Source organism: Actinomadura rupiterrae, assembly GCF_024172125.1.
In the GTDB taxonomy this organism is placed as follows: domain Bacteria; phylum Actinomycetota; class Actinomycetes; order Streptosporangiales; family Streptosporangiaceae; genus Spirillospora; species Spirillospora rupiterrae.
The window spans coordinates 551373-575077 of sequence record NZ_JAMZEA010000005.1 but is presented as its reverse complement, the minus strand read 5'-3'; the positions used below and the strand labels follow the sequence as shown (position 1 = coordinate 575077).

22 protein-coding genes and 1 pseudogene are annotated in these 23705 nt (G+C 70.3%); 12 read left to right on the top strand and 11 right to left on the bottom strand.

The genetic code is table 11. The annotated features are described in order from the left end of the window. Positions 1–48 precede the first annotated feature (48 nt). The gene (locus tag FHU30_RS19440; protein WP_253877594.1) at positions 49–1230 is read right to left on the bottom strand and encodes a glycerate kinase; all 1182 of its coding nucleotides are present in this window, start codon (positions 1228–1230) and stop codon (positions 49–51) included. 183 nt (positions 1231–1413) lie between these two features. Here FHU30_RS19440 and FHU30_RS19435 point away from each other — a divergent pair, with 183 nt between their 5' ends. Next, positions 1414–2874, top strand: a complete 1461-nt coding sequence (locus tag FHU30_RS19435; RefSeq protein WP_301323408.1) for a recombinase family protein — start codon at positions 1414–1416, stop codon at positions 2872–2874. A 358-nt stretch (positions 2875–3232) separates the two neighbouring features. On the opposite strand, the gene FHU30_RS19430 is transcribed toward FHU30_RS19435, so the two are convergent. The 5 genes from FHU30_RS19430 to FHU30_RS19410 all read right to left on the bottom strand — a co-directional run bounded on the left by FHU30_RS19430 (position 3233) and on the right by FHU30_RS19410 (position 6143). Then, positions 3233–5056: a cell division protein FtsK gene (locus FHU30_RS19430; RefSeq protein ID WP_253877593.1), complete on the bottom strand. Its 1824-nt coding sequence runs from the start codon at positions 5054–5056 to the stop codon at positions 3233–3235. Further along, a complete protein-coding gene (locus FHU30_RS19425; protein WP_253877591.1) occupies positions 5053–5391 on the bottom strand; it encodes a hypothetical protein in 339 nt (112 codons plus the stop codon). The genes FHU30_RS19430 and FHU30_RS19425 overlap by 4 nt, the downstream gene beginning before the upstream one ends. Before the next feature lie 28 nt (positions 5392–5419). Further along, on the bottom strand, positions 5420–5611 hold the full coding sequence (locus tag FHU30_RS19420; RefSeq protein ID WP_253877589.1) for a hypothetical protein: 192 nt from the start codon (positions 5609–5611) through the stop codon (positions 5420–5422). Between the two features lie 164 nt (positions 5612–5775). Next, on the bottom strand, positions 5776–5976 hold the full coding sequence (locus FHU30_RS19415) for a hypothetical protein (RefSeq protein WP_253877587.1): 201 nt from the start codon (positions 5974–5976) through the stop codon (positions 5776–5778). A 5-nt stretch (positions 5977–5981) separates the two neighbouring features. Next, positions 5982–6143 carry a hypothetical protein gene (locus FHU30_RS19410; RefSeq protein WP_253877585.1) on the bottom strand — a complete coding sequence of 54 codons (162 nt, stop codon included), beginning with the start codon at positions 6141–6143 and terminating at the stop codon, positions 5982–5984. A gap of 176 nt (positions 6144–6319) precedes the next feature. Between FHU30_RS19410 and FHU30_RS19405 the strand changes: the two genes are divergently transcribed. The 3 genes and pseudogenes from FHU30_RS19405 (at position 6320) to FHU30_RS47910 (ending at position 8659) form a co-directional block, all read left to right on the top strand. After that, the gene (locus FHU30_RS19405; protein WP_253877583.1) at positions 6320–7066 is read left to right on the top strand and encodes a helix-turn-helix domain-containing protein; all 747 of its coding nucleotides are present in this window, start codon (positions 6320–6322) and stop codon (positions 7064–7066) included. Positions 7067–7068: 2 nt separating this feature from the next. Then, entirely contained in the window at positions 7069–7545 is a 477-nt protein-coding gene (locus tag FHU30_RS19400; RefSeq protein WP_253877581.1) for an NUDIX domain-containing protein, read from the top strand. A 10-nt stretch (positions 7546–7555) separates the two neighbouring features. After that, positions 7556–8659 (top strand): annotated as a pseudogene (locus tag FHU30_RS47910) (DUF8371 domain-containing protein). A 46-nt stretch (positions 8660–8705) separates the two neighbouring features. Here the strand turns inward: FHU30_RS47910 and FHU30_RS19395 are convergent. The 3 genes from FHU30_RS19395 to FHU30_RS19385 all read right to left on the bottom strand — a co-directional run bounded on the left by FHU30_RS19395 (position 8706) and on the right by FHU30_RS19385 (position 10496). Continuing rightward, complete coding sequence (locus tag FHU30_RS19395) at positions 8706–9260, bottom strand: HD domain-containing protein (protein ID WP_253877579.1); 555 nt, start codon at positions 9258–9260, stop codon at positions 8706–8708. A gap of 53 nt (positions 9261–9313) precedes the next feature. After that, positions 9314–9787: a GntR family transcriptional regulator gene (locus FHU30_RS19390; protein ID WP_253877577.1), complete on the bottom strand. Its 474-nt coding sequence runs from the start codon at positions 9785–9787 to the stop codon at positions 9314–9316. A gap of 286 nt (positions 9788–10073) precedes the next feature. Then, the gene (locus FHU30_RS19385; RefSeq protein WP_253877575.1) at positions 10074–10496 is read right to left on the bottom strand and encodes a hypothetical protein; all 423 of its coding nucleotides are present in this window, start codon (positions 10494–10496) and stop codon (positions 10074–10076) included. A 488-nt stretch (positions 10497–10984) separates the two neighbouring features. Here FHU30_RS19385 and FHU30_RS19380 point away from each other — a divergent pair, with 488 nt between their 5' ends. Beyond that, positions 10985–11716 (top strand): XRE family transcriptional regulator, encoded by a 732-nt coding sequence (locus FHU30_RS19380; protein WP_253877573.1) that lies wholly within the window; start codon positions 10985–10987, stop codon positions 11714–11716. A 64-nt stretch (positions 11717–11780) separates the two neighbouring features. Here FHU30_RS19380 and FHU30_RS19375 read toward each other — a convergent pair whose 3' ends face one another. Both FHU30_RS19375 and uraH read right to left on the bottom strand, forming a co-directional pair. Next, a complete protein-coding gene (locus tag FHU30_RS19375; RefSeq protein WP_253877571.1) occupies positions 11781–13229 on the bottom strand; it encodes an NCS2 family permease in 1449 nt (482 codons plus the stop codon). 247 nt (positions 13230–13476) lie between these two features. Beyond that, a complete protein-coding gene (uraH, locus tag FHU30_RS19370) occupies positions 13477–13947 on the bottom strand; it encodes a hydroxyisourate hydrolase (RefSeq protein ID WP_253877570.1) in 471 nt (156 codons plus the stop codon). A 274-nt stretch (positions 13948–14221) separates the two neighbouring features. On the opposite strand from uraH, the gene FHU30_RS19365 reads away from it, so the two are divergent. From FHU30_RS19365 to FHU30_RS19335, 7 genes are all read left to right on the top strand, one after another. Then, the gene (locus tag FHU30_RS19365; protein WP_253877569.1) at positions 14222–15544 is read left to right on the top strand and encodes a tetratricopeptide repeat protein; all 1323 of its coding nucleotides are present in this window, start codon (positions 14222–14224) and stop codon (positions 15542–15544) included. Between the two features lie 77 nt (positions 15545–15621). After that, positions 15622–17055: a DUF5685 family protein gene (locus FHU30_RS19360; protein ID WP_253877568.1), complete on the top strand. Its 1434-nt coding sequence runs from the start codon at positions 15622–15624 to the stop codon at positions 17053–17055. Between the two features lie 46 nt (positions 17056–17101). Next, positions 17102–18748 (top strand): AMP-binding protein, encoded by a 1647-nt coding sequence (locus tag FHU30_RS19355; protein ID WP_308211338.1) that lies wholly within the window; start codon positions 17102–17104, stop codon positions 18746–18748. 106 nt (positions 18749–18854) lie between these two features. Next, positions 18855–19502 (top strand): copper resistance CopC family protein, encoded by a 648-nt coding sequence (locus tag FHU30_RS19350; RefSeq protein ID WP_253877567.1) that lies wholly within the window; start codon positions 18855–18857, stop codon positions 19500–19502. A 6-nt stretch (positions 19503–19508) separates the two neighbouring features. Further along, on the top strand, positions 19509–21539 hold the full coding sequence (locus tag FHU30_RS19345) for a bifunctional copper resistance protein CopD/cytochrome c oxidase assembly protein (protein ID WP_253877566.1): 2031 nt from the start codon (positions 19509–19511) through the stop codon (positions 21537–21539). A 193-nt stretch (positions 21540–21732) separates the two neighbouring features. Beyond that, on the top strand, positions 21733–22965 hold the full coding sequence (locus FHU30_RS19340) for a sensor histidine kinase (protein WP_253877564.1): 1233 nt from the start codon (positions 21733–21735) through the stop codon (positions 22963–22965). Then, positions 22962–23624, top strand: coding sequence for a response regulator transcription factor (locus FHU30_RS19335; protein ID WP_253877562.1), 663 nt, complete (start codon positions 22962–22964; stop codon positions 23622–23624). The genes FHU30_RS19340 and FHU30_RS19335 overlap by 4 nt, the downstream gene beginning before the upstream one ends. Positions 23625–23705: the final 81 nt, after the last annotated feature.

Here is a 23705-nt window from a genome sequence, read left to right as displayed (position 1 = left end):
GGTCATTCCCGAATCGGCTGACAGTATGTAAAGGCCGGTCCGGGCGGGTCAGAACCGCGCCCCCACGGGCGGGAGCCACTCGTCCGCGATCGCCACGGTGAGCCGCTCCAGCAGCGGACCTGCGGTGTTGGGCGCCCGGGACAGCGCCGGGTCGATGTCGGCGAGCGCGTAGACCGCCTGGATCCGCGCCCGGCGCAGCCGCTCGCCGGTCAGCCCCCGCCGTCCGGCCACCGCGACCGCCGGGACGCCCGCCCGGGCCGCCGCGCGCGCCACCGAGGCCGCCACGCCGCCACGGAGCGTGCCCGTGTCGATGGCCTCCGCGCCGGTCACCACCAGCCGCGCGCCGCGCGCCCGGCCCGCGAAGTCGATCAGATCCAGGACCGTCCCGGGCCCGGCCTCCACGGTCGCGCCGAGCAGCGTCAGCGCCGCGAACCCCGCGCCGCCCGCCGCGCCCGCGCCCGGTAGCTCGCGCGCCCGCCGCCGGCTCACCGACTCGGCGAGGTCGGCCCAGCGCAGCAGCCCGGCCTCCAGGATCCGCGCCTGCGTCCGCCCCAGCTCGTGCGCCGTCCCGCCCGACAGGACGGACGCGACCGCCCCCGCCCGTCCCAGCAGCGGACGGCCTGTATCGCCGACGAGCGTGATCGTGACGCCGGAAAGGTCCGGAAGGCCGCGCAGATCGAGCGCGTGCAGCGAGCGCAGCGCGGCCCCGCCGAGCGGCAGCTCGCGCCCCAGGCCGTCCAGCAGCCGCCCGCCGAGCCCCTGGAACAGCCCCGCGCCGCCGTCCGGCGCCGCCGACGCCCCCGCCGACAGCACGATCCGCCGCGCCCCGAGCCGCAGCGCGTGCGCGATCAGCTGCCCCACGCCGACCGTGGTCGCCGACAGCGGGCGCGGCGGACCGTCCGGCAGCCGCCGCGGCCCCGCCGCCTCACCGACCTCCACCACCGCGCACCGGCCGTCGAACGCCAGCGACGCGGGGACGGGCCGCCCGGCCGGCCCGCACACCTTCACCTCGATCCGGCGGAACCCCGCCGCGACCGCGGCCTCCGCCGTCCCGTCCCCGCCGCCGGACACCGGCAGCTCCACGACCGGCACGTCCGGCCGCGCGAGCCGCAGCCCGGCGGCCAGCCGCCGCGACACCTCCACGGCGGGCAGCGCCCCCCGGAACCGGTCGGGCGCGAGCAGCACATGGCCGCGCGGTGAGGGCTCGCCGGGGGGCTCGGGCAGGGACACGGGCAGCCACGCCTTTCACGCCGGGGGTCAGCGTTCCGTTAGTTCCTTACCCCCTGCTCACGCGCGGACGCCACTATTTGACGCCGAGCACTTCCTGGACGGGATGCAGCGCGAAGTACACGAGGAACACCACCGCGATCACCCAGATCAGCCCGAACTCGACATCGACACGGATCAACTGGTCTGGGCTCTCTCGCCCGCGAGTCCGAGGATGCGACGGGCGAGGAAGAGCAGGTCACCAACCAGCTTGAGGACCTGGAACCGTTCGCACTCGACATCGGCGGACGCATCGGAGCGAAGTACGCGGAGAACGACACGTCCGCGTTCAAGAAGAAGCGCGTCCGGCTGGAGGACGGGACGTACGCCTACCGCGTCATCCGGCCCGACTGGGACGCGATGATGGCCGAACTGCGGCGGGGCACCTACAACGCCCTCGCTCTCCCCAACATCGACCGTGGGATGCGCGATCCGCGCGATCTCGAAGACCTCATCGACCTGGTGGAGCACTACGGCGTGCTCGTGGTCGGGATGACGGGATACCTCGATCTCACCACCGACGCGGGCATCGCCATGGCGCGGAACGAGGTCAACCAACGGAACCTTGAGTCGCGCAACCTCTCTCGCCGCATCTCGACCGGCAAGCGCCGCGCGGCCCTCAAGGGACGGAACTCTGGCGGTGCGAACAGGCTGTTCGGGTGGGAGGCCGACAAGAAGCGCCTTCGCGAGGACGAGGTGATCCACCTTCGAGAAGGACGCCCCCGCCTTGTGGCAGGCGTGAAGCCCCGCACACTGGCGAGGGAGTGGAACGCCCGGCAGATCCCGTCCGCTACCGGGAAGGTCACCGGTCGGCAGTGGACGGCGCGGATCGTCGAGCAGATCTTCACCAACCCCCGGCTCTGCGGCTACAAGACGTATCTGGGGGAGGTGCTCCGGGACAGGGACGGCAACCCCGTGCGTGGTGAGTGGGAGGCTCCCTTCACCGTGGACGAGTTCGAAGAGGTCTCCGCCGTCCTCAAGCACTATCCGCGCACGAACCCGAGAGACGGACGCGGGCATCCGTACAAGTACCTTCTCTCGCCGTTCATCCGCTGCGGGCGCTGCACGTCGAAGATGCGCGGTGGTAGCCGACCGGGCCCAAAGGGCACCAAGGTGGCCGTCTACGCGTGCCGTTCGACGTCTGATGGCGGGTGCGGAGGATGTTCGCGCACCGCTGCCAAGGTGGACGAATACATCACCGCCCTCGTGATCGCGGAGCACAAGCGGCGGCAGTTCGTGAAGCTCGGGGATCTTCCTCCGTGGCCCAATGAGCAGGCACTCAAGGATGTTCAGAGCCAGATCAAAGAGGCACAGGACGCCTACGAGGCGCGCCAGATCTCCGGTTCGCGGTTCTTCCCCATGCTGGAACGCCTGGAGAGCGAGGAGCGGGCGCTCCGCGCGGACAAGAAGCGCCATGAGGCGGAACGGGCTCAGCGGAGCGAGGCGATCCTCGACCTTGAGGCGAAGTGGGAGGACCCGGACTTCACCCTCGACCAGAGGCAGGCTGCGATCGCGCAGAGCCTGACGGCTGTGGTCATCCACCCGGCGAAGCCCGGACAGCGGTTCGACCCGGACCTGATCGACCCTGTTTGGCGTGAAGAGGAGTAGCCCTTCCGCAGCATTGACGAGGCCCGAGGAGCATTCCCTCGGGCCTCGCGCCGGTTCGTCAACGGGTGCGTTCATCTCTGCTCTGCCGTTCATCGCTGGTCTCGGCTACTTCGAGGCCGTAGATCCTCGCCACGGAGCGGACCCACGCGGGGGAGCGCGGGGGAGCGTTCTTCATCTGACGCTCCGCCCACTCCGGAGGGCTTGGCACACGGCGGGAGCGTCTCGGCGTTGGGTATCACCTCCTCTCGTCACTCTTGGTGATGCTTCGGGACGCCTTGTTCGTGCATGTGCAATGTGCATCCGCGTCCTTACGTGCAGACGCGCGTGAAGTTCGTGCATTGCACTAGCCGGTGCACGACTACAGAGGGTGGCTTTTGGAGGAGGTGGCGCGCCAGCGTCCTCGGCTGACCTGGACGGCGCGTCCGGCGTTCGCCTCATTGGTGAGTTGGTAGTAAACCCACCTTCGGCTCTTGCCCGTGCCGCTGACGAGATGGGCGATGGGCGTCCCGTCTTCGGGTGCGTGTTCGAGCATGGTTCGAAGAGCCTGCTCCGCGCCGTCCCGCTCCTCGGCTTCGCCTGTAGGCGAATGCGTTCCCGCGGTCGTCTGAGTCGTGCTCAGGACGCGCGTCGCGGCCTCCTCCAAGGCACGCTGCGAGACCTCGTCCAGCACCGGACGGAACTGAGCGTGCCGTGCTGCGGTCTCGCGAACCACGTCGTCGGTGAGGAGGTAGGCACGGGCGCGTCGGGGCACGTCGTGTTCGGGTGCGGACAGGAGGAACTTGCCAGGGGCGTTGAGCTTGTGCGCGTGCCATCCCGAGGTAAGCATGCCTTGCCCGAGGATGAGATCGACGTCTTTGCTCTCGCGGACGCGGAAGCTGACCCGGATGTCCATCTGGGAGCGGACCGCGCCGCGTCCCATGGCCTTCTGTGTCGGACGTTGCGTCGCGGCAACGAGCTGGACGGCGACCGCGCGTCCGCGTCGCGCGATCGAGTCGCTGTGTGAGGCGGCCTCGGGTGCGTCGTCGGCGAGTTCGGCGTATTCGTCCACGATGATCACGAGCGCCGGCATCTGCGGGGACGGCTCCCACACGCGCTTTCCGGTCCGGGCGAGAGAGTCGGCGCGGCCTTCGAGGATCGCTTCGGCGTCTTGGAGCAACGCTTTGGCCTGTTCCGGTGTGACGGCGAGGCGGTCGATGCAGGAGGCCCACGGCTGTAGCTCCATCCCGCGTTTGAGGTCGATGCCCCAGATCACGACGTCCCGGCAGGCGGTGAGGTTGCCCATGAGGACATTGATCCCGCCGCTCTTGCCGGACCCTGCCACGCCTCCGAACAGGCCATGACGTCGTACGAACAGCACACGGCACGGTGAGGCGTCCTCGAACGGCCCGAGGTCGATGGGCTCGTTGATGCTCGACACAGTTGGCCCAGGCCACGGGATCGCATCGGCGTGCGGATCGATGTTGAGGACGCGGAGTTCGAACCGGTTGGCCTTGTCGTCCCTGGTCGGGAGGACGCGGACGGCTCCCCGGAAGGTGCCGAGAGCGGACTCGATCGCGGGAATCTTGCCGATCGCGGCCTGGATGGTCTGGCCGCGCGCGAGGGCGAAGCGGGCGCGCCATCCCCAGACGTCCACCACGGCCGATTGCAGCCGCGAGCCTGGCAGGCCGATGTCTTTGGAGATCTCCGGCCACGCGGAGAGCTGCCGCTCGACGCGGACGCGTGCGCGTCGTCTGCGGTGCGCCCACCACGGGACGCCGAGGACGACTGTCTCTACGGCGAGGAGTTGCGGGAGAGGCCCGTACAGCACACCGAGGCCCACGGCGGACGTAAGCCATCCGCCGGCCGCCATGACAACGGCTGCGGCGTAGTACCGCTCGGCACGCAGCGACAGTCCGATGCGTCCGCCGAACAGCACGACCAGCCATGCCGCGGCCGTCGTGCCGACAAGGATGCCCCACCACCACGCCGAGTGTGCGACGTGAAGCGACGCGCCCACCACGAACAGCGTCAGCGCGAGAGCAGGCGGGGCGAGTTCGGAGCGGTAGCGCCACACGCCCCGCGCGATGACCACGGCGACCAGGTCGGGAAGCCGGTCGTTGGCGTCGATGACGACCATGGGCTGTAGGCCGTTGCGGCGCATCTTCCGCGCGTGTCGTCGCATCTGCGCGTTGCGAGCGCTCATGTGTCGTCCCGGTGGCGCTGCTGTTGGGCGGTGACCTCGTCGCGCAGGTAGTAGAGCGGTTCGGGGTCGGTGCCCTCGTCGGCCGCGCCCAGGGTGGCGCGGGCGGCGGCGAGGAGGTTGGCGTAGTCCTCGCGGAGCATGCGGTTGGCGGCGCTGAGGCGGTTGATCTCCACGATCAACTTGAGGGTGTCGGCGAGGGCGGCGTAGACGCGCGACCACAGTTCGGCCAGCGAAGGAAGGGCGTCGTCGAGGTAGGCGATGATCTCTCGGGCGATGCGGTTCTTCTCGCGGACCTCCGTGAGGCTGAGCGTGTTGGACGGGGGCGTGTTGGGCACTGGGCATCCCTCCTTCGAGTCGGGGCGGTCAGTGCTTGGTGGTGATCATCCGGACGAGTCCGGTGAGCAGGCGGTTGATGCCGGGCGCGGCGGTGCTGGAGGCCAGCAGGAAGCCGAACACCAGACACAGGACCAGGTGCCAGACCCGCAGGCCGATGTAGCGCCAGGCGACCCACACGGCCGCGCCGACCAGGACCACGAGCGGAACGGTGACGGTCATGAGGCGGCCTCCTCAGTTCCACAGGTCGGGGTAGCGGGAGCCCTCCCGCCGGCGCGCGTAGCGAGCCCGGGCGCGGCACTTGCGACAGCGCCGGTTACCGGGCTCGATACGCGCGCCGCAGGTGCAGGACTGTCCCGTGATGACGCGGGGCATCCGGGCCGTCCTCATCGACCGACCTTTTCCGGCGTTTTCTCGCCGGTCCGGGTGGTGAGCAGGCGGCGCGAGACGGTTCCGACCGTGCTGGGGGCGTGGGTGGTGCGGGCGCGGCGCTCCTCGGCGTGGATGCCGAGCACGATGAGCGCGAAGATCCCGCAGACGCTTCCGGCGAAGAAGACGGCGACGATCGCGACAAGGACGAGGATCATCACGCTCACCGTCCCGTCCGGAAGAACCGGCCGAAGCGCCGCGCGCGGTTGGCGGCGTAGCGGGTGCGGGCACGGCACTTGCGGCACTGGCCGTAGTTGGTGGTGGCGTTCGCGCCGCAGGGGCAACGGCGCTGCCAGCCGTCCAGAGTGTTTCCGAGGTAGTACATGGGGGGGCTCCCTCGCGTAAGGCCCGTGTCCGGCGGGGGCGGCTCGGGCGGTGATGTGCCTTACGTGACCGAGAGTGCGCCCAGGTGGCGGGACGAGATCACCACATGACTGGACGTGTTCAAGACGTCTCCGTAGGCTGAGACGTCCTTGAGTCGTCCCAGTCCCGGACGGGTGCATGCCGAACGAACGCCTACGCGCCGCGCTCCTTCAGAAGCGCGTCACGATCGCCGCGCTCGCCGAAGAGGTCGGCGTCGATCCCAAGACGGTCGAGCGCTGGGTGACCAAGGACCGCGAGCCTTACCGGCGTACGCGTCTAGCTGTGGCTTCGTTCCTCGGCGTGGACGAGACATACCTGTGGCCGAACGCGCTCAGCACCGAACAGGTGGCGTCGGCGTCCACGAGCGAGATCGTGACGATCTACCCGCACCGCTGGGCCGTCCCCCGGGACACATGGGGACGTCTCTTCACCGAAGCGCAGACCGAGATCGGGATCTTGGTCTACAGCGGCCTGTTCCTCGCCGAAGACGGCGGCGTCCAACGCCTCCTAGCCGACAAGGCCCGAACCGGCGTCCGCATCCGCATCCTCCTCGGAGACCCCGAAGCGTCACAGGTCGCCGAGCGCGGCGCAGACGAGGGCATCGGCGAGGCCATGCCCGCCAAGGTCCGTAGCGTCATCTCCCTCTACAAGCCGCTCCGCGCCGTCGAGGGTGTGGAGTTCCGGCTTCACAGCACGGTCCTCTACAACTCGATCTACTTCGCCGATGACGAGTTGTTCGTCAACACGCACGTCTACGGCGTCCCGGCGAACAACGCGCCGTTCTGGCACCTGCGCAGGATTCCGGGCGGCGAGATCGTCAGCACCTACCGTGAGAGCTTCGAACGCGTCTGGGAAGGCGCGAAACCCCTGGCACCGGAGGCGTGAGCATGGGCCGCAGGATCGACTACTACGACGACCCGAACGCCCCCAAAGCCAACAGCCTCGTCCCGTCCGTCAACGTCGTCGTCACCAACGACAAGGGCGAGATCCTCATGATCCGCCGCACCGACAATGACAACTGGGCCCTCCCCGGTGGCGCGATCGACCTCGGCGAGTCCATCGCCGAGGCAGCCATCCGCGAAACCAAAGAAGAAACCGGCATCGACTGCGAGATCACCGGCCTCGTCGGCCTCTACTCCGACCCCAAACACGTCATCCACTACACGAGCAACGACGAGGTCCGGCAAGAGTTCTCGATCCTGCTCACCGCCCGCCCAACCGGCGGCACACCCCGCCCTAGCGCCGAATCCCGCGACGTGCTTTGGATTGCCCCTAAAGAGGTCCTGAGTGCGAAAATGGACAGGTCGATGAGAATGCGACTCACGCATTACATGGAACATTCAAGGCAGCCCATTATTTGCTGACGGGAATAGCATGGCCTGGAATGAGATCGAAGCTCACGGGGATCCAAACCTGCGAATTCAAGCATACTACGCTCGAGCCAATATTCTACAGTCTGCACTATCCCTGCTCGGTCAAGGAATATTCGAGAGTGTTTGGAATCTTGACGCATCGGCTCCCATGAGGGAACTTCGCCTGAGCAGCATCGCGGGTGCTGTTGTCGGGGATTTGATCCGGCTCACCGGAGCCAGGGACATCAGTCTCGAAACTCCAGAAGTCGGAGACTGGTTCATCAACTGCGGAGTTACTCAATACGTCGAACTTGGTGACGGGCAACAGTGGGCCCGGATACGCCTAAGGACCGGTGAGGAGATCGTCGGTGCGACACGTCCCGAGTGTCGAATAACTGGTACGGCTAGCGCAAATATGCGAGAAGAGGATGACGTTTCCCTCGTCCTGGGACGCCGAACCTCTGTCGATAAATTCGATCTCGTGGCTGCTGGGTATCGCGATCCGATGCTCACAATGCTTGCCGCCCAAGAGCGTGTAATAGATCTCGAGGAACGATGGGCGATACCTTCGAGTGGCCTAGCGCCAGCGAGTCTGGATAGAATCCTACCGCACGTTTCCTTTGAGGGCGTTCCCGACGTGGAGATGCTGCAGTGCGCAATTGCTGACTCTTTCGACCGATTCAAGCATGCCATACGTGAACATGGACTTTGGCGGCATCTGTATGATGGGGCAGGGAGGCCAGCACATGAATCTCGTCATCAAGCATTGTATCGACTGTGTGCAAATTTCGCCTTTAGCTCCTTGCGCGTAAGTGTGTAACCTAACGCCGACCATGGATCTGGGCCGACTGATTTCACTCTGACGCTGGGGAACGCGTCCAACATTATCGAGTTCAAGAAGGATCATGATCTTTCAGGAATAAAACATGGCCTGTTGGTTCAATTGGCTAGGTACATGTCGTCGGCGGGCACAACTCACGGGACATATTTTGTCATGTGTCACGAACGTGAACCGGAGGAAGTGAGGGAATACTTGGACAAAGTTAAACTGCAAATGCCGTTTGACTGCACTCTCTATGTTGATGTGGCTGATTGTCGCAAGCGCAAATCCGCCTCGAAAGAATAGGGCGAGTTTGTGTCATTTTCGCATACCGCCTCATTGATCCTCTGGCTTAGAGATGCAAGTTCAGCTCTTCGCGTACATGGTGAACGGCGTCAATCAGGCTTGGAGATGACTGTGCAATCCAGCGGGATACAAGGTGTCCGTCTCCATAACGCGACAGGATCTCGGCGAGCCGCTCCTCAACCGGTAGGTGTTCACCGTCTGGGCTGGTTGTCATGTCGCAGTAGATGAGCGCCTTGGTGAGGTCGGGAGGCGTAGCGCCGAACTCTTCGGCGAGTTCGTCGGCGAGGCCGCGTTCGCGGGCTTCGATCATGGCGCATGAGTGGTGGGCGACAAGGCGACACAAGTGATCGTCGGCATGGTGGGCGTCGCGGAGGTAGCGCGCTCCGTCGAGGGGGTGGAAGCCGGTGACGACCAGGTCGGGCGCGTAGCCGATGTCGTGCAGCCAAGCGGCGGCTTCGAGGAGGTCGGCGCTCTCGCCGAGGATCGGGGCGAGACTGCGAGCCTGTTGCGCTACGCCCTGAGTGTGCGCCCATCGGCGCGGGAGCGGTGCCTCAAGGTGGTCCCGCGCGAGTTCCCGCGCCCACTTGGCTGTGTTGTTCATGTTCTCGACGGTAGGCGCGCGGGTCCGGACATCCACGGACGTCAAAGGATCATCTAGGGACGTCTTGACGTCACGAAACGTCCCCTGCCCTGCATCGCCTCAACAAGCCCGTCGGCCTCCAGCTGAGCAAGAGCCTGCCGGATGGTGAACCGGACGCACCCGTAGCGCTCACACAGTTCCCGTTCGCTCGGTAGAGATGTGCCAGGCGGAAGATCACCGTTCTCGATCTGGGCGCGCAGGTCAGCGGCGATGTGCTTGTAGCGCGGACGGACGGTTGAGCGCTGCCCAGCGTCGAGGTCGCAGACAAACCGGCCCATGCCCGCATGCACTTCGATCAGCCCCTCGGACTGGAGCGTCTCCAGTGCGCGGCGAACGGTGTTACGCGTGGTCGCGAACTCCGCACACAGTGCGTGCTCACCTGGCAGACGGGAGCCCAGTGGGTATGTCCCGTCCGTGATCCGGTTGCGCAGGACGACGGCGATGCGCTTGTAGGTGCCCCACGGAGTCCTCGCCCGTTCGTCAGGCACACGTGCGGGAGGCTCGGAGTCGAAGCTCCGAGCCTCCCGCCTGGAGGGGGTGTCCGGTGTCATCCCAGGTCCACCAACGCGCCGAGGACGCGTCGCGCGAGGCTGCGACGATGGCGGCCGCCGCTCCACTCGTGAACGGGCGGGAGCGGGCTTGGGGACGCGACGGGACGGGATGGTCCGCTGAGGTGGGAGATCCCAGTGGACGCCGTCCGCCCCGCCGCGTCGTTCATGGTGCGAGCACACGCCGGACGCCGCGTCCGGCGATGCCTACCGGCCGGACGGGACATCAGTCCTGGACCGGCTTCGCTGTCAGCACTGCGACCAACCACGGCCCCAGGCGCGTGGTCAGCGCATGCGCCGCGTCGGCCGGATCCTTGCAGTCGGCGAGGTATGCCCCGGTGCTGGTCCAGTACGACCAGCGGTCCGGCCCACGGACGGCCGCGAGGTGCTCTCCGATGTGCGGCGCGGCCTCGGAGAAGATCCGCAGCAGCGGAGGAGAGCACTCGTACCGGCGCGCCGACTCCCAGCCGAGCCGGTTGAGACGCCGCTCAAGCCGGTTGAGGTGACGACGCGCCTGGATGTCCGTCCACGCGTTGCCGAGCGCGCGGGGCATGCGGAATGCCAACGGCTCATGCTCCGGAATCGGCTGGTAGGCAGTGGCGAAGTTCGCCGGTCCGTTGTCGGACGGGTTAGCTCCGAGTGCGGTCACTAGTGGTCACCTCGTCCCGCCGCGCGCTCCCTCTCCTCCAGCAAGGCATCCCGCAACTGATCGGCGGTGTCACAGATGAGCGTCGGGTCTACGCCCTGCGTCGGGTCGTGCAAGGAAGCGACCCAGCATCCGAGGCCGCCGTCCCGATGCGGGGAACGCCAGATGCGGTGCCCGCCGAACTCCTCGCGCAGGTCAGTAAGCCTCTGGTCGTCGGCGTCAGTGCTCCTGTTCGCACGAGTGGGCGGCTTGGACTCGGGACGTGTCGGAGGCGCGGAGCGGTCTCCGCTGCACGGCCGGTCGAAGGACATGACGACTCCTCGTCGCAGGTCACGGATGGGGGAGCTTGCCGGGTCGGACGCCGTGGGCGGTGACCCGGCGGGCTTGTGCAAGAGGTTCGTCCGCTCGCCGGGACGTCTCCATCGGCAACTAGGGACGTCTAGGGACGTCTTCTGTTAGCGTCGGGCGTAGCCCCAGCTCCGGGAGGTCCGTTGAACGACCTGTTGCGCAGCGCCCTCGCCGATGCACGCCTCACCCATGACCAGGTGGCGCGCCGTCTCGGCGTCGACCCCAAGACCGTCCGGCGCTGGATCGACGGCCGCGTCCCCTACCCGCGCCACCGCAGGAACCTCGCCGAACTGCTCAACCTCGACGAGGTGCTCATCTGGCCGAACCTCGCCGTCCAGCACACGGCACCCGAGCCCCCGCCCGTGCTCATCCTCGGCGCTTACCCGCACCGCTGGGCCGTCCCTCGCGCCGTCTGGTTGCGCCACTTCGAGAGTGCCCGCCGCGAGATCGACATCCTCGCCTACGCCAGCCTCTTCCTCGCCGAGGACTCCGGCATCGTCCGCGCCCTCGCCGAGCGCGCCCGAGCTGGCGTCCTCGTCCGCCTCCTCCTCGGCAACCCGGACGGCTCGCACATCCGGGAGCGCGGCGACGACGAACGCGTCGGCGACTCCCTCTCAGCCAAGATCCGCAACGCCCTCGTCTTGTACGAACCGCTCCGCGATGCTCCGAACGTCGAGATCCGGCTTCACGACACCGTGCTCTACAACTCGATCTACCGCGCCGATAACGACGTCCTCGTCAACAACCATGCCTACGGGGTCGCCGCGTCTGATGCTCCTGTCCTGCACGTCCGGCACACCACGGACGGCGACCTAGCCAGCACCTACCTCGCCAGCCTTGCCCACGTCTGGAGCAACGCCACGCCCATCGGTTGAGCCCGAACACGCGGACGCCCCGCCGAGCCTGCCAGCGGCTCGACGGGGCGTTCGGCGGTCTGGATCACTTCACGTTGAGCCAGCTTTCGAGCGGGTGAAGTGCGAAGAAGGCGAGGAAGAGGATCACGACCGGCCAGAGCCAGATGGAGACCTCACGCGCCTTGCCCCGGCTGAGCTTGATCACCGCGTAGCTGACCAACCCGCTACCTATTCCGGTGGTGATTGAGTAGGTGAAAGGCATGAAGGCGATGGTGAGGAAGGCCGGGATGGCGATGTCCAGGTCGTCCCAGGTGATCTTGGCGGCCTGGGTCATCATCAGGGCGCCGACCAGGACGAGGGCGGGGGCCGCGGCCTGGGCCGGGACGACGGCGGCGAGCGGGGTGAGGAAGAGGGTGACGGCGAACAGGGCGCCGGTGGCGATGTTGGCCAGGCCGGTGCGGGCGCCCTCGCCGACACCGGCGGCGGACTCGACGAACACCGTGTTGGCGGACGAGCTGGTCAGACCACCGAGCGCGGCGGACAGGCCGTCCACGGTCAGGATGCGGCCGAGACCGGGGACCTCGCCGCGCTCGTTCACCAGGCCCGCCTCGTCCGAGAGGCCGAGGATGGTGCCCATCGCGTCGAAGAAGCCGGACAGGACGAGGGTGAACAGGACGACGAGGGCGGTGATGAAGCCGGCCTTGCCGAAGCCGCCGAAGACGTCCACCTTGAACAGCAGGCCGAAGTCGGGGGCGGCGAACAGCTTGTCCGGGACGTCCGGGACGACCACGCCCCACTTCTCGTCCGGCACGCTCGCGTTGGACTGGACGATCACGGCGACCACGGTCGCGACGACGATGCCGATCAGGATCGCGCCCGGGACCTTCCGCACGTACAGCACGATCATGATGCCGAGGGCGAGCGCGAACACCAGCGCGGGCCAGCCCATCAGCTTCCCGCCGGTGCCGAGCGCGAGCGGCGGGGCCACCGGGCTGGAGCTGATGAACTTGGCGTCGTAGAGCCCGACGAGCGCGATGAACGCGCCGATGCCGACCGCGATCGCGTGCTTGAGCGGCAGCGGGATCGCGTTCATGATCCGTTCGCGGACGCCGGTGACCGCGAGCAGCACGATCACGACGCCCTCCAGCACCACCAGGCCCATCGCCTGCGGCCAGGTCATCACCGGCGCGGCCTGGAACGCCACGATCGCGTTGATGCCGAGCCCGGACGCCACCGCCATGGGCGCGTTCCCGACCAGGCCCATGATGATCGTCGCGATCGTCGCCGACAGCGCCGTCATCGTCGTGAGCTGCGGCAGCGACAGCTGCGCGTGGTTGATGTCCCTGGCCCCGCTGAGGATGATCGGGTTCAGCAGGATGATGTAGGCCATCGCGAAGAACGTGGTCACGCCGCCGCGCAGCTCGCGCGGGACGGTCGTGCCGCGGGCGGTGAGCCCGAAGAAGCCGTCCAGGGGGCCGCGCGGGCCCGGGGGCGGGGTGTCGTCGCTGGTCTCGTCGGGTCGGGCGTGCGACATCAGGCGGGCTCCGGAGCGGGGATCGGGCTGGACGTTGTCGGTCGCGGACGCGCGGTGCGCGCACGGCGGGCGGACCTGCGGTGCGAGCGGCCTCGCGGTGCGGGTGCCGCGCTGCGGGTTCCGTAGTGCAGGTCCCTGTTCGCGGTGCGCGGTCGTGCGGTGCGTGTCCGCGGCCTGCACAGGGTAGCCGTCGGCGTGTTACGGGCGGATCACTGACCGGGTCCCGGGCGCGTCGGATAAGGCCTGGTCAGGACCCCCGGTAGGTGGAGTAGCCGAACGGGCCGAGCGCGAGCGGGACGTGGTGGCGCTGCCCGGGCCCGGTGACGAGGAAGATCACGGTGATCTCCGGGTAGTAGGACTCCACGTCCCGCGCGGCGAAGTACCGCCCCGACCCGAACCGCAGCCGGTAGGTCCCCGGAGCGAGCCCGCCCGCCGCGTCCACCACCGGCACACCGGACTCCGTGCCGGACGCCGTGCCGGACGGCGCGTCCTCGGCGCGGGTGCCGTTCGCTACGAGGGCGCCGTCCGCTACCGGGGCGGCGGCCGGGGCCGGGGTGGTTTCCGGGGGTGGTGGTGCCAGGACCCAGCGGCCCGCGGGGTCGGTCTCGCCCTCCTGGACGAGGCGCCAGGAGTCCGCGGCGTACAGGTCGAGCCGGACCGGGACGCCGGCCGCGGGCGTCCCGCTGCCGGTGTCGAGGACATGGGTGGACACGCTCATGGCCGCTAGTACAGCAGCAGCCGCCCGCCAGGCCGAAGGGGCGCGCGGGAAGGACACAGGTGGGATACGGACGGTACGTTTCCGCTGCCCGGGGCGGCGCGACCCCTGCTGTCCGCTATAGCCTGCCGTGGTGCGAACGGGACGGTCCGGATCCGCCGAATCACGAACCGACCGGGCGCAGTCCGGGCACACTGGACGATCAACACGTTTTCTTCTCCACGCGGCGTGCGCGCGCACGAGGCGAGGGGGACCTGGCAGGCGGGTGGTTCGAAACATGGATCGGGAGACACTGGGGCAGCGGATCCGGGCGCTGCGCATCCGGCAGGGCATGAGCCAGGCCCAGCTCGCGTACCCCGAGCTGTCCGACAGCTACATCTCGCTGATCGAGAGCGACAAGCGGGTGCCCGCGCCGAGCGTGGTGGACCTGCTCGCGACCAAGCTGAGCTGCTCGCCGACCTACCTGGTCAGCGGTGTCGGCGAGGACGTGGTGGACGAGCTGCGGGTCACCCTCGACTACGCCGAGATCGCGCTGCGCAACGGCGCGGCGGACGAGGCCCGCGCCCGGTTCGCCGACGTGCTGGCCAGCCCCGACGCGGTCGCGCTGCCGGACATGCTGCACCAGGCCCGCTGGGGCCACGCGCTCGCGCTGGAGGCAGCCGGCGACCTGGAGCGGGCGATCGAGGAGCTGCGCGCGCTGAGCGCCCGCGCGTCCGCCGAGCACGACCCCGACCAGTGGACCCGGGTGCACGTCGCGCTGAGCCGCTGCCTGCGCGAGCGCGGCGACATCAGCGAGGGCGTCCGCGTCGCCGAGGACGCGCTGCGCCAGCTCGCCGCGACCGGCGCCGACACCACCGACTCGGCCGTCCACCTGGGCGCCGCGCTGCTGGCCGCGTTCATCGAGCGCGGCGACCTCGTCCGCGCGCGGCAGCTCGCCGCTCAGCTGGTGGAGCGCGCCGACCGCGGCGCCGGCCCGGCCGCGCGCGTCGCCGCCTACTGGGAGGCCGCGTTCGTCGCCGAGGTCCGCGGCGCGTACGAGGAGGGCGTCGAGCTGGCCGAGCGCGCGCTGCAGATCGCCGGCGAGTTCGGCGAGATCGACGGCGCCCCGGACGGCGACCTGCGCAACCTCGCGCGGCTCCGGGTGAACTACGCCGGGCTGCTCCTGCGCGCCCGTCCCGAGCAGGCCGGACGCGCCCGGGACCTGCTCGCGCGGGTGCGCACGGAGATCAACGCCAGCGCCGCCGGCGAGCTGGACGTGGCGTGGTGCCTGACCGAGCTGGCCCGCGCCGAGACCGCGCTGGGCCGTCCGGCGGAGGCCGTCGCGCACGCCGAGGAGGCCCTGGAGCTGCTCGGGGACGCGCCGCGCCGGGCCACGGCGGTCGCGCTGACCGTCCTCGGCGAGGCCCGCGTCCGGCTGGGGGAGAAGGACCGCGCGACCGCGTCGCTGCGCCGCGCGTCCGCCTGCCTGGAGCGGATGGAGTCGTCCCGGCACGCCGCGCAGACCTGGTTCGACCTGGCCGAGCTGCTCGCCGAGAACGGCTCCCCGGCGGACGCCCGGATCAGCGCCTACCGCCGCGCCCTGGCCTGCGCCGGAGTGTGATTTCCGGATATTGATCACGGATGTCCTGATCCCGGCATAATGTCGCCCGGCGAGACACGGCCGGGGGAGGTCCGGGGATGTTCGGAGTGGTGCGGCCCTGCCGCCATGTGCTGCGCGGCAGCCTGTTCGACGACTGGCTGGCGCACCTGTGCGGGCTGTGCCTGACCCTGCGCCGCGAGCACGGCCAGGCCGCCCGGCTCGTCACCAACTACGACGGGCTGATCGTCTCGGTGCTGGTCGAGGCGCAGGCGCCCGAGACGTCCCCGCGCCGCGCCGCCGGGCCGTGCGCGCTGCGCGGGATGCGCGGCGCGCAGGTGGTCCGGGCCCAGGCGGACGGCGCGCGCCTCGCCGCCGCCGCGTCCCTGCTGCTCGCCGCGGGCAAGACCCGTGACCACATCGCGGACGGGGACGGCCCCTACTCGCGCAGGCTCGTCGCCGCCGCCGCGACCCGCATGGCCGACCGCTGGGACGCCGCGGGCGAGGCGACCGGCGCTGCGCTCGGGTTCGACCCGTCCGTCCTGCGGGACGCCGTCGCCCGCCAGCCCGGCCTGGAGCGCGCGGGCGGGCTCGGGCTGCTGGAGCTGACCGAGCCCACCGAGACCGCGACCGCCGCCGTCTTCGCGCACACCGCCGTCATCGCCGGCCGCGAGCGCAACGCCGAGCCCCTCGCGGAGGCCGGACGCTTCTTCGGACGCCTCGCGCACCTGATCGACGCCGTCGAGGACATCGCCGAGGACGCCGCGTCCGGCGCGTTCAACCCGCTGCTCGCGACCGGCACGTCCCCCGCCGAGGCCCGCCGCCACTGCGAGAACGCCCTGCACGGCCTGCACCTGGCCCTCGCGGACGTAGAGATGGAGAAGCCCGACCTGGTCCGCGCCCTCCTCAACCGCGAGATCCGCCGCTCCCTGGACCGAGTCTTCGACCCCTACCCCGAAGCCCGCCGCAAGCACAAACACAAGAACTCCTGCAAAGCCCCAACCACCCCCCACCCCCAAGCCCCGCCGCACCCCCTGGATTCCCTCCAGAGCCAGTACCCCCCGCCCGCCGGCCAGCCTTATCCCCAGGGCCAGCCCTACCCGCAAGGCCAAGGCCAGCAATACCCCCAGGACCCCTACGGCCAGCAGCCCCAGCCCGGCTACGGCCAACAGGGACAGCCCGGCTACGGTCCCGGTTACGGCCAGGGTTACGGCCCGCCTCCAGGTCAGCCGCCGTACGGCGGCGGCGGTGGCGGAGGTGGAGGCGGCGGGAACGGCTGGTTCTCGGGAGGCGGCGACCCGGGCTCCCGCCCGCGCCCGCCCCGCGCAGGCTGGCCGATCCCGTGCCTCACCGGAACGCTCGTCTGCATCACATGCGGCGTCTACCAGCCCGAGTGGAGCGAGCACTCGCGCGAGCCCTACTGCGCCCGCTGCTGGTGCTGCCGCGCCTGCGACGGCTGCTCGGACGGCTGCGACTGCGACGGCTGCTGCTGCTCCGACTGCTCAGGCTGCGGCGACTGCTGCAACTGCTCCTAGCCCGGCAACTCTTGACCAAGCGGGTGCTTGGTGGTACGGTCGGGGGGTGTCGGGCGCCACGTTTGCTGGGACGTTGCTTGCGCGTGTTGGGGACGTCCGTCCTGGGTTGCTTTTTGAGGACGAGGCGTACAGCTGGGATGACGTGGTTCGGGCCGCGCGGGTCAGGGCGGGGGTGGCGCTGAGGCTGTGTGATGAGCCGGTGGGGCGGCCGCGGCACCTTGGGGTGTTGTTGGAGAACGTTCCGGAGTATGTGTTCTGGATCGGGGCCGCTGCGCTTTCCGGGTGCACGCTTGTGGGTGTTAATCCGACGCGGCGCGGGGCTGGGCTTGCGGCAGACATCCGGCATACGGATTGCGATGCGATCCTTACCGATGCCGCGCATGCGCCGCTGTTGGACGGGCTTGACCTCGGCATTCCCGTCCATCGCGTTGACTCGGACGCCTACCGGGGCCTGCTGGTTGAGGATGCGCCTGAAGTGGTTCCGGACGTTGCGCCGGCCGATCGGCTGCTGTTGTTGTTCACTTCGGGATCGACCGGTGCGCCAAAGGCTGTGGTGTGCGGGCAGGGGCGGCTTGCTGACATCGGCGCCCGCGCGGCCCAGCTGGGCATCGAGCGCGACTCGGTCACCTACCTGGCGATGCCGCTGTTCCACGGCAACGCCGTCATGATCAACCTGGCGATGGCGACCCACGCGGGCGCGACGATCGCGATGCGGCGCAGGTTCTCCGCCTCGGGCTTCCTGCCGGACGTCCGCCGGTACGGGGTCACGTTCTTCAACTACGTCGGACGCGCCCTCGCCTACATCCTCGCGACGGCCGAGCGCCCGGACGATGCCAACAACACGCTGTGCTCCGCGTTCGGGACCGAGGCGTCCGCGCAGGACATGGCGAGGTTCGGCGAGCGCTTCGGCTGCCGGGTCATCGAGGGCTACGGGTCCAGCGAGGGCGCGGTGTCCCTCAACCGGACGCCCGAGACGCCGCCGGACGCCCTCGGCCTGCCGCATCCCGGCGTCGAGGTCGCGATCATGGATCCGGACACCGGCGGGGAATGCCCGCCAGCGCGACTGAGCCCCGACGGCGCCCTGCTCAACCCGGACGAGGCCATCGGCGAGATCGTCGGCCTCAACGTCGCCGCCGCGTTCGAGGGCTACTACAACAACCCCGAGGCCGACGCCGAACGCCTCCGCGGCGGCCTCTACTGGAGCGGCGACCTCGGCTACCGCGACGAGGACGGCTACTTCTACTTCGCCGGCCGCACCGCCGACCGCCTCCGCGTGGACAGCGAGAACTTCGCCGCCGCGCCCGTGGAGCGCGTCCTCGCCCGCTGGGACCCGGTCGTCATGTGCGCGGTCTACCCCGTCCCCGACCCGAGGACGGGCGACCAGGTCATGGCCGCCCTTGAACTGGACGGACGCCCCTTCGACCCGGACGCGTTCGCCGCCTTCCTCAAGGCCCAGCCCGACCTCGGCACGAAATGGGCCCCGAGGTTCGTCCGCCTCGTGGACGCCATGCCGCTCACCGCGACGGGCAAGCTGAACAAGCGCCCCCTCCGAAGGGCCCGCTGGAACGCCCCCGGCGTCTGGTGGCGCCCGGGCCGCGAGCTCGCCTACGAGCCCCTGGACGAGGCGACCGCCAAGATCGTCCAGGACGAGTTCGCCGAGCACGGCCGCTCCCACCTGCTGGGCGCCCTCTGACGGCGGGCGGGCGGGGCGGGAAAACGCCCCGGAGCACGGTCATTCCGGAGCGTCAGTAGGCTGTGGGGAGCCCCGACCGATCGACTCTGGAGACATCCGGCCCGCCATGAAGACCTCCATCACGCGCCGGTTCGGCCTGCTCGCCGCACTGGTCACGGTGCTGACGACGGCGTTCGGCACGCTGCTGACCACCCCGGCCCTGGCGCACACCCGGCTGGTGAGCAGCACGCCGGGCAAGGACGCCACGGCCGCCTCGGTGACCGAGGTGAAGCTGGTCTTCAGCGACCAGATCAGCTTCGCGAAGGTCCTGGTCAAGGACAAGGCGGGCAAGCAGTTCCAGGCCGGGGACGCCCAGCACGGCGGCACCACCGTGACGCAGAAGCTCAGCGGGCCGCTCCCCGCCGGCGACTACACCGTGGCGTACGCCGTCGTCGGCGCGGACGGCCACCGGATCGAGAACTCCGACCTGACCTTCACCGCCCAAGGCGGCCAGGGAGGCCAGCCGAGCAGCGGCCAGCCGAACGGCGGGCTGCCAGGCGGGGCCGACGCCCCGACGGCCGACCCCACCGCCGCGGCCCCCGGTACGCAGGTCGCCGGGACGAGCTCGGAGAACGCCCCCAAGGCCGAGGCGAAGAAGTCCTCGTCAGGGACGGCCCGCTGGGTGATGATCGGGGTCGGCGCCCTGGTCGGGATCGGCATCGGCGTCGTCATCGTCACGCGCGCCAAGCGCCGGCACCCCGCATCCGGTGAGTAGGAGACCGTGAACGCAACCACCCTCCGGGTCGTCCGCGCGGCCCTGGTCGCGCTGGTGGCGGCCGTCGCCGCGCTGGTCGCGGCGCTCGTGCTCGGCGGCGCCGTCACCGAGAAGGTCATCCCCGGGCTCGGCGACGCGGGGATGCTGACCCGGTGGGGGCTGCCGTTCTCCCGGCTCGTCATGGACCTGGCCGCCGCGCTGACCGTCGGCACGCTGATCGCCGCCGCCGCGCTGCTGCCGATGACCGGCGCGGGCGGCTCCGGCAAGCCGAGCCTGTCCGCGGCGGCGATGGGGTACCTGCGCGGCGCGTCCTGGCTGGCCGCGCTGTGGGCGGCCGCCGCCGCGGCGAACCTGATCTTCACCGTCTCGGACGTCCTCGGGCAGCCGGTCGGCGACATCGTCACCGGCAGCGAGCTCAGCTCCTACGTCGGGCAGCTGCCGCAGGGCACCGCGCTGATGCTGGTCGTGCTGATCACGGTCGTGGTCGCGCTGCTGTCCCGCACCACCACCACGCCCGCCGCCGCGTTCGGGCTGCTCGCGCTGGCCCTGGTCGCGCTGCTGCCCGCGCCGCTGACCGGGCACTCGGCGTCCGCCGCGAACCACTCGGTCGCGGTGACCGGCGTCGCGCTGCACGTCGCGGCAGTCGCGCCGTGGGTCGGCGGGCTTGCCGTGCTCGCCGCGCACGCCCTGGCCGGACGGGACCGGCTCGGCGTCATGGCGAACCGGTTCAGCCGGATGGCGCTCTGGTGCTACCTGATCGTCGGCGCGTCCGGGCTGGTCAACGTGATCGCCCGGCTGCCCGACCCGGCCCAGCTGGTCAGCACCGACTACGGCCGGCTCGCGCTCGGCAAGATCATCGCGTTCGCGGTGCTCGGCTGGTTCGGCTGGTGGCACCGGGAGCGGACGCTGCCGAAGATCGAGGGACGCGAGGAGCGGGCGTTCGCGAGGTTCGCCGCCGTCGAGGCCGCCGTGATGGCCGGCACGATGGGCCTGGCCGTCGCGCTCGCGCGCACCGCGCCGCCCGCGCCCGCCGGGGTGGAGAGCTCGATCAAGTCCCTGATCGGCTACGACCTCCCTCCGGAGGTCACGCCCGCCCGGCTCGCCACGCTGTGGCAGTTCGACTTCTTCTTCGCCGCGCTCGTGATCGTCCTCGGCTTCGTGTACGTGGCGGGCGTCGTCCGGCTGCGGCGGCGCGGCGACTCCTGGCCCATGGGACGCACCGTGTCCTGGTTCGTCGGGCTCCTCACGATCGTCGCGGTCACCGAGACCGGTGTCGCCAAGTACGCGCCGATCCTGTTCAGCGTGCACATGGTGCAGCACATGGTGCTGTCCATGCTGACGCCGATCTTCCTGGTCGTGGGCGCGCCGGTGACGCTGGCGCTGCGCGCGCTGAAGCCCGCGAAGGTGCGCGGCGACCGGGGGCCGCGCGAGTGGCTGACGGCGATGCTGCACTCGCGGTTCGTGTCGTTCGTCGCGCATCCCGGCGTCGCGACGGTGATCTTCGTCGCGTCCACGTTCGCGCTGTACTTCACGCCGCTGTTCGAGTCCGCGATGCGCAACCACCTCGGGCACATCGCGATGATGGTGCACTTCCTGGCGTCCGGGTCGCTGTTCTACTGGGTGCTGATCGGCGTCGACCCGGCCCCGCACAAGCTGCCCTACCCCGGACGGCTGATCCTGCTGTTCGTCACGATGCCGTTCCACGCGTTCTTCGGCATCGCGCTGATGAACCTCGGGGCGCCGATCGCGAACGCCTGGTACACCGCCGTCCACCCCGACTGGGCCACCTCGATCCTCAAGGACCAGCACACCGGCGGCGCGATCGCGTGGGGCTTCGGCGAGATCCCGACCTTCATCGTGCTGATCTTCCTGGCCTTCCAGTGGTTCTTCGACGACCAGCGCCGCGCCCGCCGCGAGGACCGCCAGGCCGACCGCGCCGCCGCCCGCGGCGAGAGCTCCGCGGCGGGCGACGAGCTGGCCGCCTACAACGAGCGCCTCGCCAAGCTCGCCCGCCGAGAAGAAGAACGCGACGGCTGACCCGGCCGCGCGCAGCCCGGTGGCTGAGCCGGATCGCCCCCGCGGCGGCTGACCCGCGGCGCCCGCGCGGTGGCTGACCCGCAGTGCCCGCGCGGTGCCTCCCTCGCGGGGACGGGCTCGCGGGGCTGATCAGCCTGTCGGACCACCCGGGCGGGGGAGGCGGGGTGGGGGGCGGATCTGTAAGGATCGTCGGGTGGTTGCACTCCTGCGCGCGGTGACGGACCGCGTGACGTGGCGGCGCTGGGCCTATCTGGTCATGGGCGCGGCGCTGCTGATGCCGTACTGGTTCCTGCTGATGCTGCTGGTGGGGCTGTCCCCGCTGGAGGGCTTCTGGGGCGGGGCGGCGGTGATCCTGCTGCCGGTCCCGGCGGCGATCGTGACCGGTCTGGTCGCCGGGGTGCGGCAGATGGAGGGGACGGCGGTCAAGGAGCTGGTCGGCGGGCCGCTCGGCGGGATGAACGTCCCCGTCGCGCGGACGCTGCGGGCCCGCGCCGGCACCGGTGCCTGGTTCAGCATGCACCTGCACGTCGGGGTGGTGATCGGCGCGGCCAGCCTGGCGCTGCCGCCGTTCGCCGTGGTGCTGCTGATCTTCCCGTTCCTCGGCGGGAGCGTGGTCGGGGACTCGCGCAGCCCGCTGTACGCGTGGAAGCACAGCCCCTACCAGTGGCTCGCGCCGCCCGCCGGGCTGGCCTGCGTGGTGGCGCTGCTCGGGCTGATCGTGATCGCGGGACGGGTGATGGCCGCGCTCGCGCCGCGCTTCCTCGGCCCGACGCCGGAGGAGCGGGTCGTCCAGCTGGAGGAGCGCGCGGCCAAGCTCGCCGAGCGCAACCGGCTGGCCCGCGAGCTGCACGACTCGGTCGGGCACGCGCTGAGCGTGGTGACGCTCCAGGCGGGCGCGGCGGCCCGGGTGCTGGACCAGGACCCGGCGTTCGCGCGCGAGGCGCTCAGCGCGATCGAGGAGTGCGCGCGGTCCGCGCTCGCCGACCTCGACCACGTGCTCGGGCTGCTCCGCGAGGACAAGGCCCGGACGACGCCGCAGCCGACGCTCGCCGACCTGGACCGGCTCGTCGAGCAGACCAGGATCGCGGGCGTCGAGCTCGACCACACCGTGGACGACGGCGTCGCGGGCGTCCCGGCGGCGGTGTCGCGGGAGGCGTACCGGATCGTCCAGGAGGGGCTGACGAACGCGCTGCGGCACGCCGGGAAGGTCCCGGTGACGCTGCGGATCACCGTCGCGGACGACCGGCTGCGCGTGCTCGTGGCCAACCCGCTCAGCGGGACGCCCGCCAGGACCCGGGACGGCGGCGGGCGCGGCCTCGGCGGCATCCGCGAGCGCGTGACCGTTCTGCGGGGAGACATGGCGGCCGGTCCGGACGAGGGCGAATGGCGCATGGAGGTGTCATTGCCGCTAATGTCCGGGGCGTGACGACCAAGGTTCTCCTCGTGGACGACGAGCGGCTCATCCGCGCCGGGCTGGCCGCGATCATCAACGCCGAGCCCGACCTGACCGTGGTGGGGGAGGCGGCCGACGGCGCGGAGGTGCCGGACGCGGTCGCCCGGACCAGGCCCGACGTGGTGCTGATGGACGTCCGGATGCCGCGCCTGGACGGCATCCAGGCGACCCGCGGGCTGCTGGCCGGCGGCGGCGACCCGCCCAAGATCATCGTGGTGACCACGTTCGAGAACGACGAGTACGTCTACGACGCGCTCAAGGCGGGCGCGGACGGCTTCCTGCTCAAGCGCACCCGCCCGGAGGAGATCCTCCAGGCGATCCGGACCGTGGTGCACGGCGAGAGCCTGCTGTTCCCGTCCGCGATCCGGGCCCTCGCCGCCGAGCACGCGCCCGGCGGCGCCGGCGGTCCGGACGGCGCGGACTGGCACGGCCGCCTCACCGAGCGCGAGGCGGACGTCCTGCGGCTGATGGCACGCGGACGGTCCAACGCCGAGATCGCGGGCGAGCTGTTCGTGAGCCCCCAGACGGTGAAGACGCACGTCGGCAACGTCCTGGCGAAGCTCCAGGCCCGCGACCGCACGCAGGCCGTCATCCTCGCCTACGAGACCGGCTTCATCTCCCCGGGCGCCTAGCCCAAGAGCCGGACAGCCCGCCAAGCGCTCAGCAGCCGGGCAGCCCGCCAAGCGCTCACGAGCCGGGCACCTCGCCGAGCG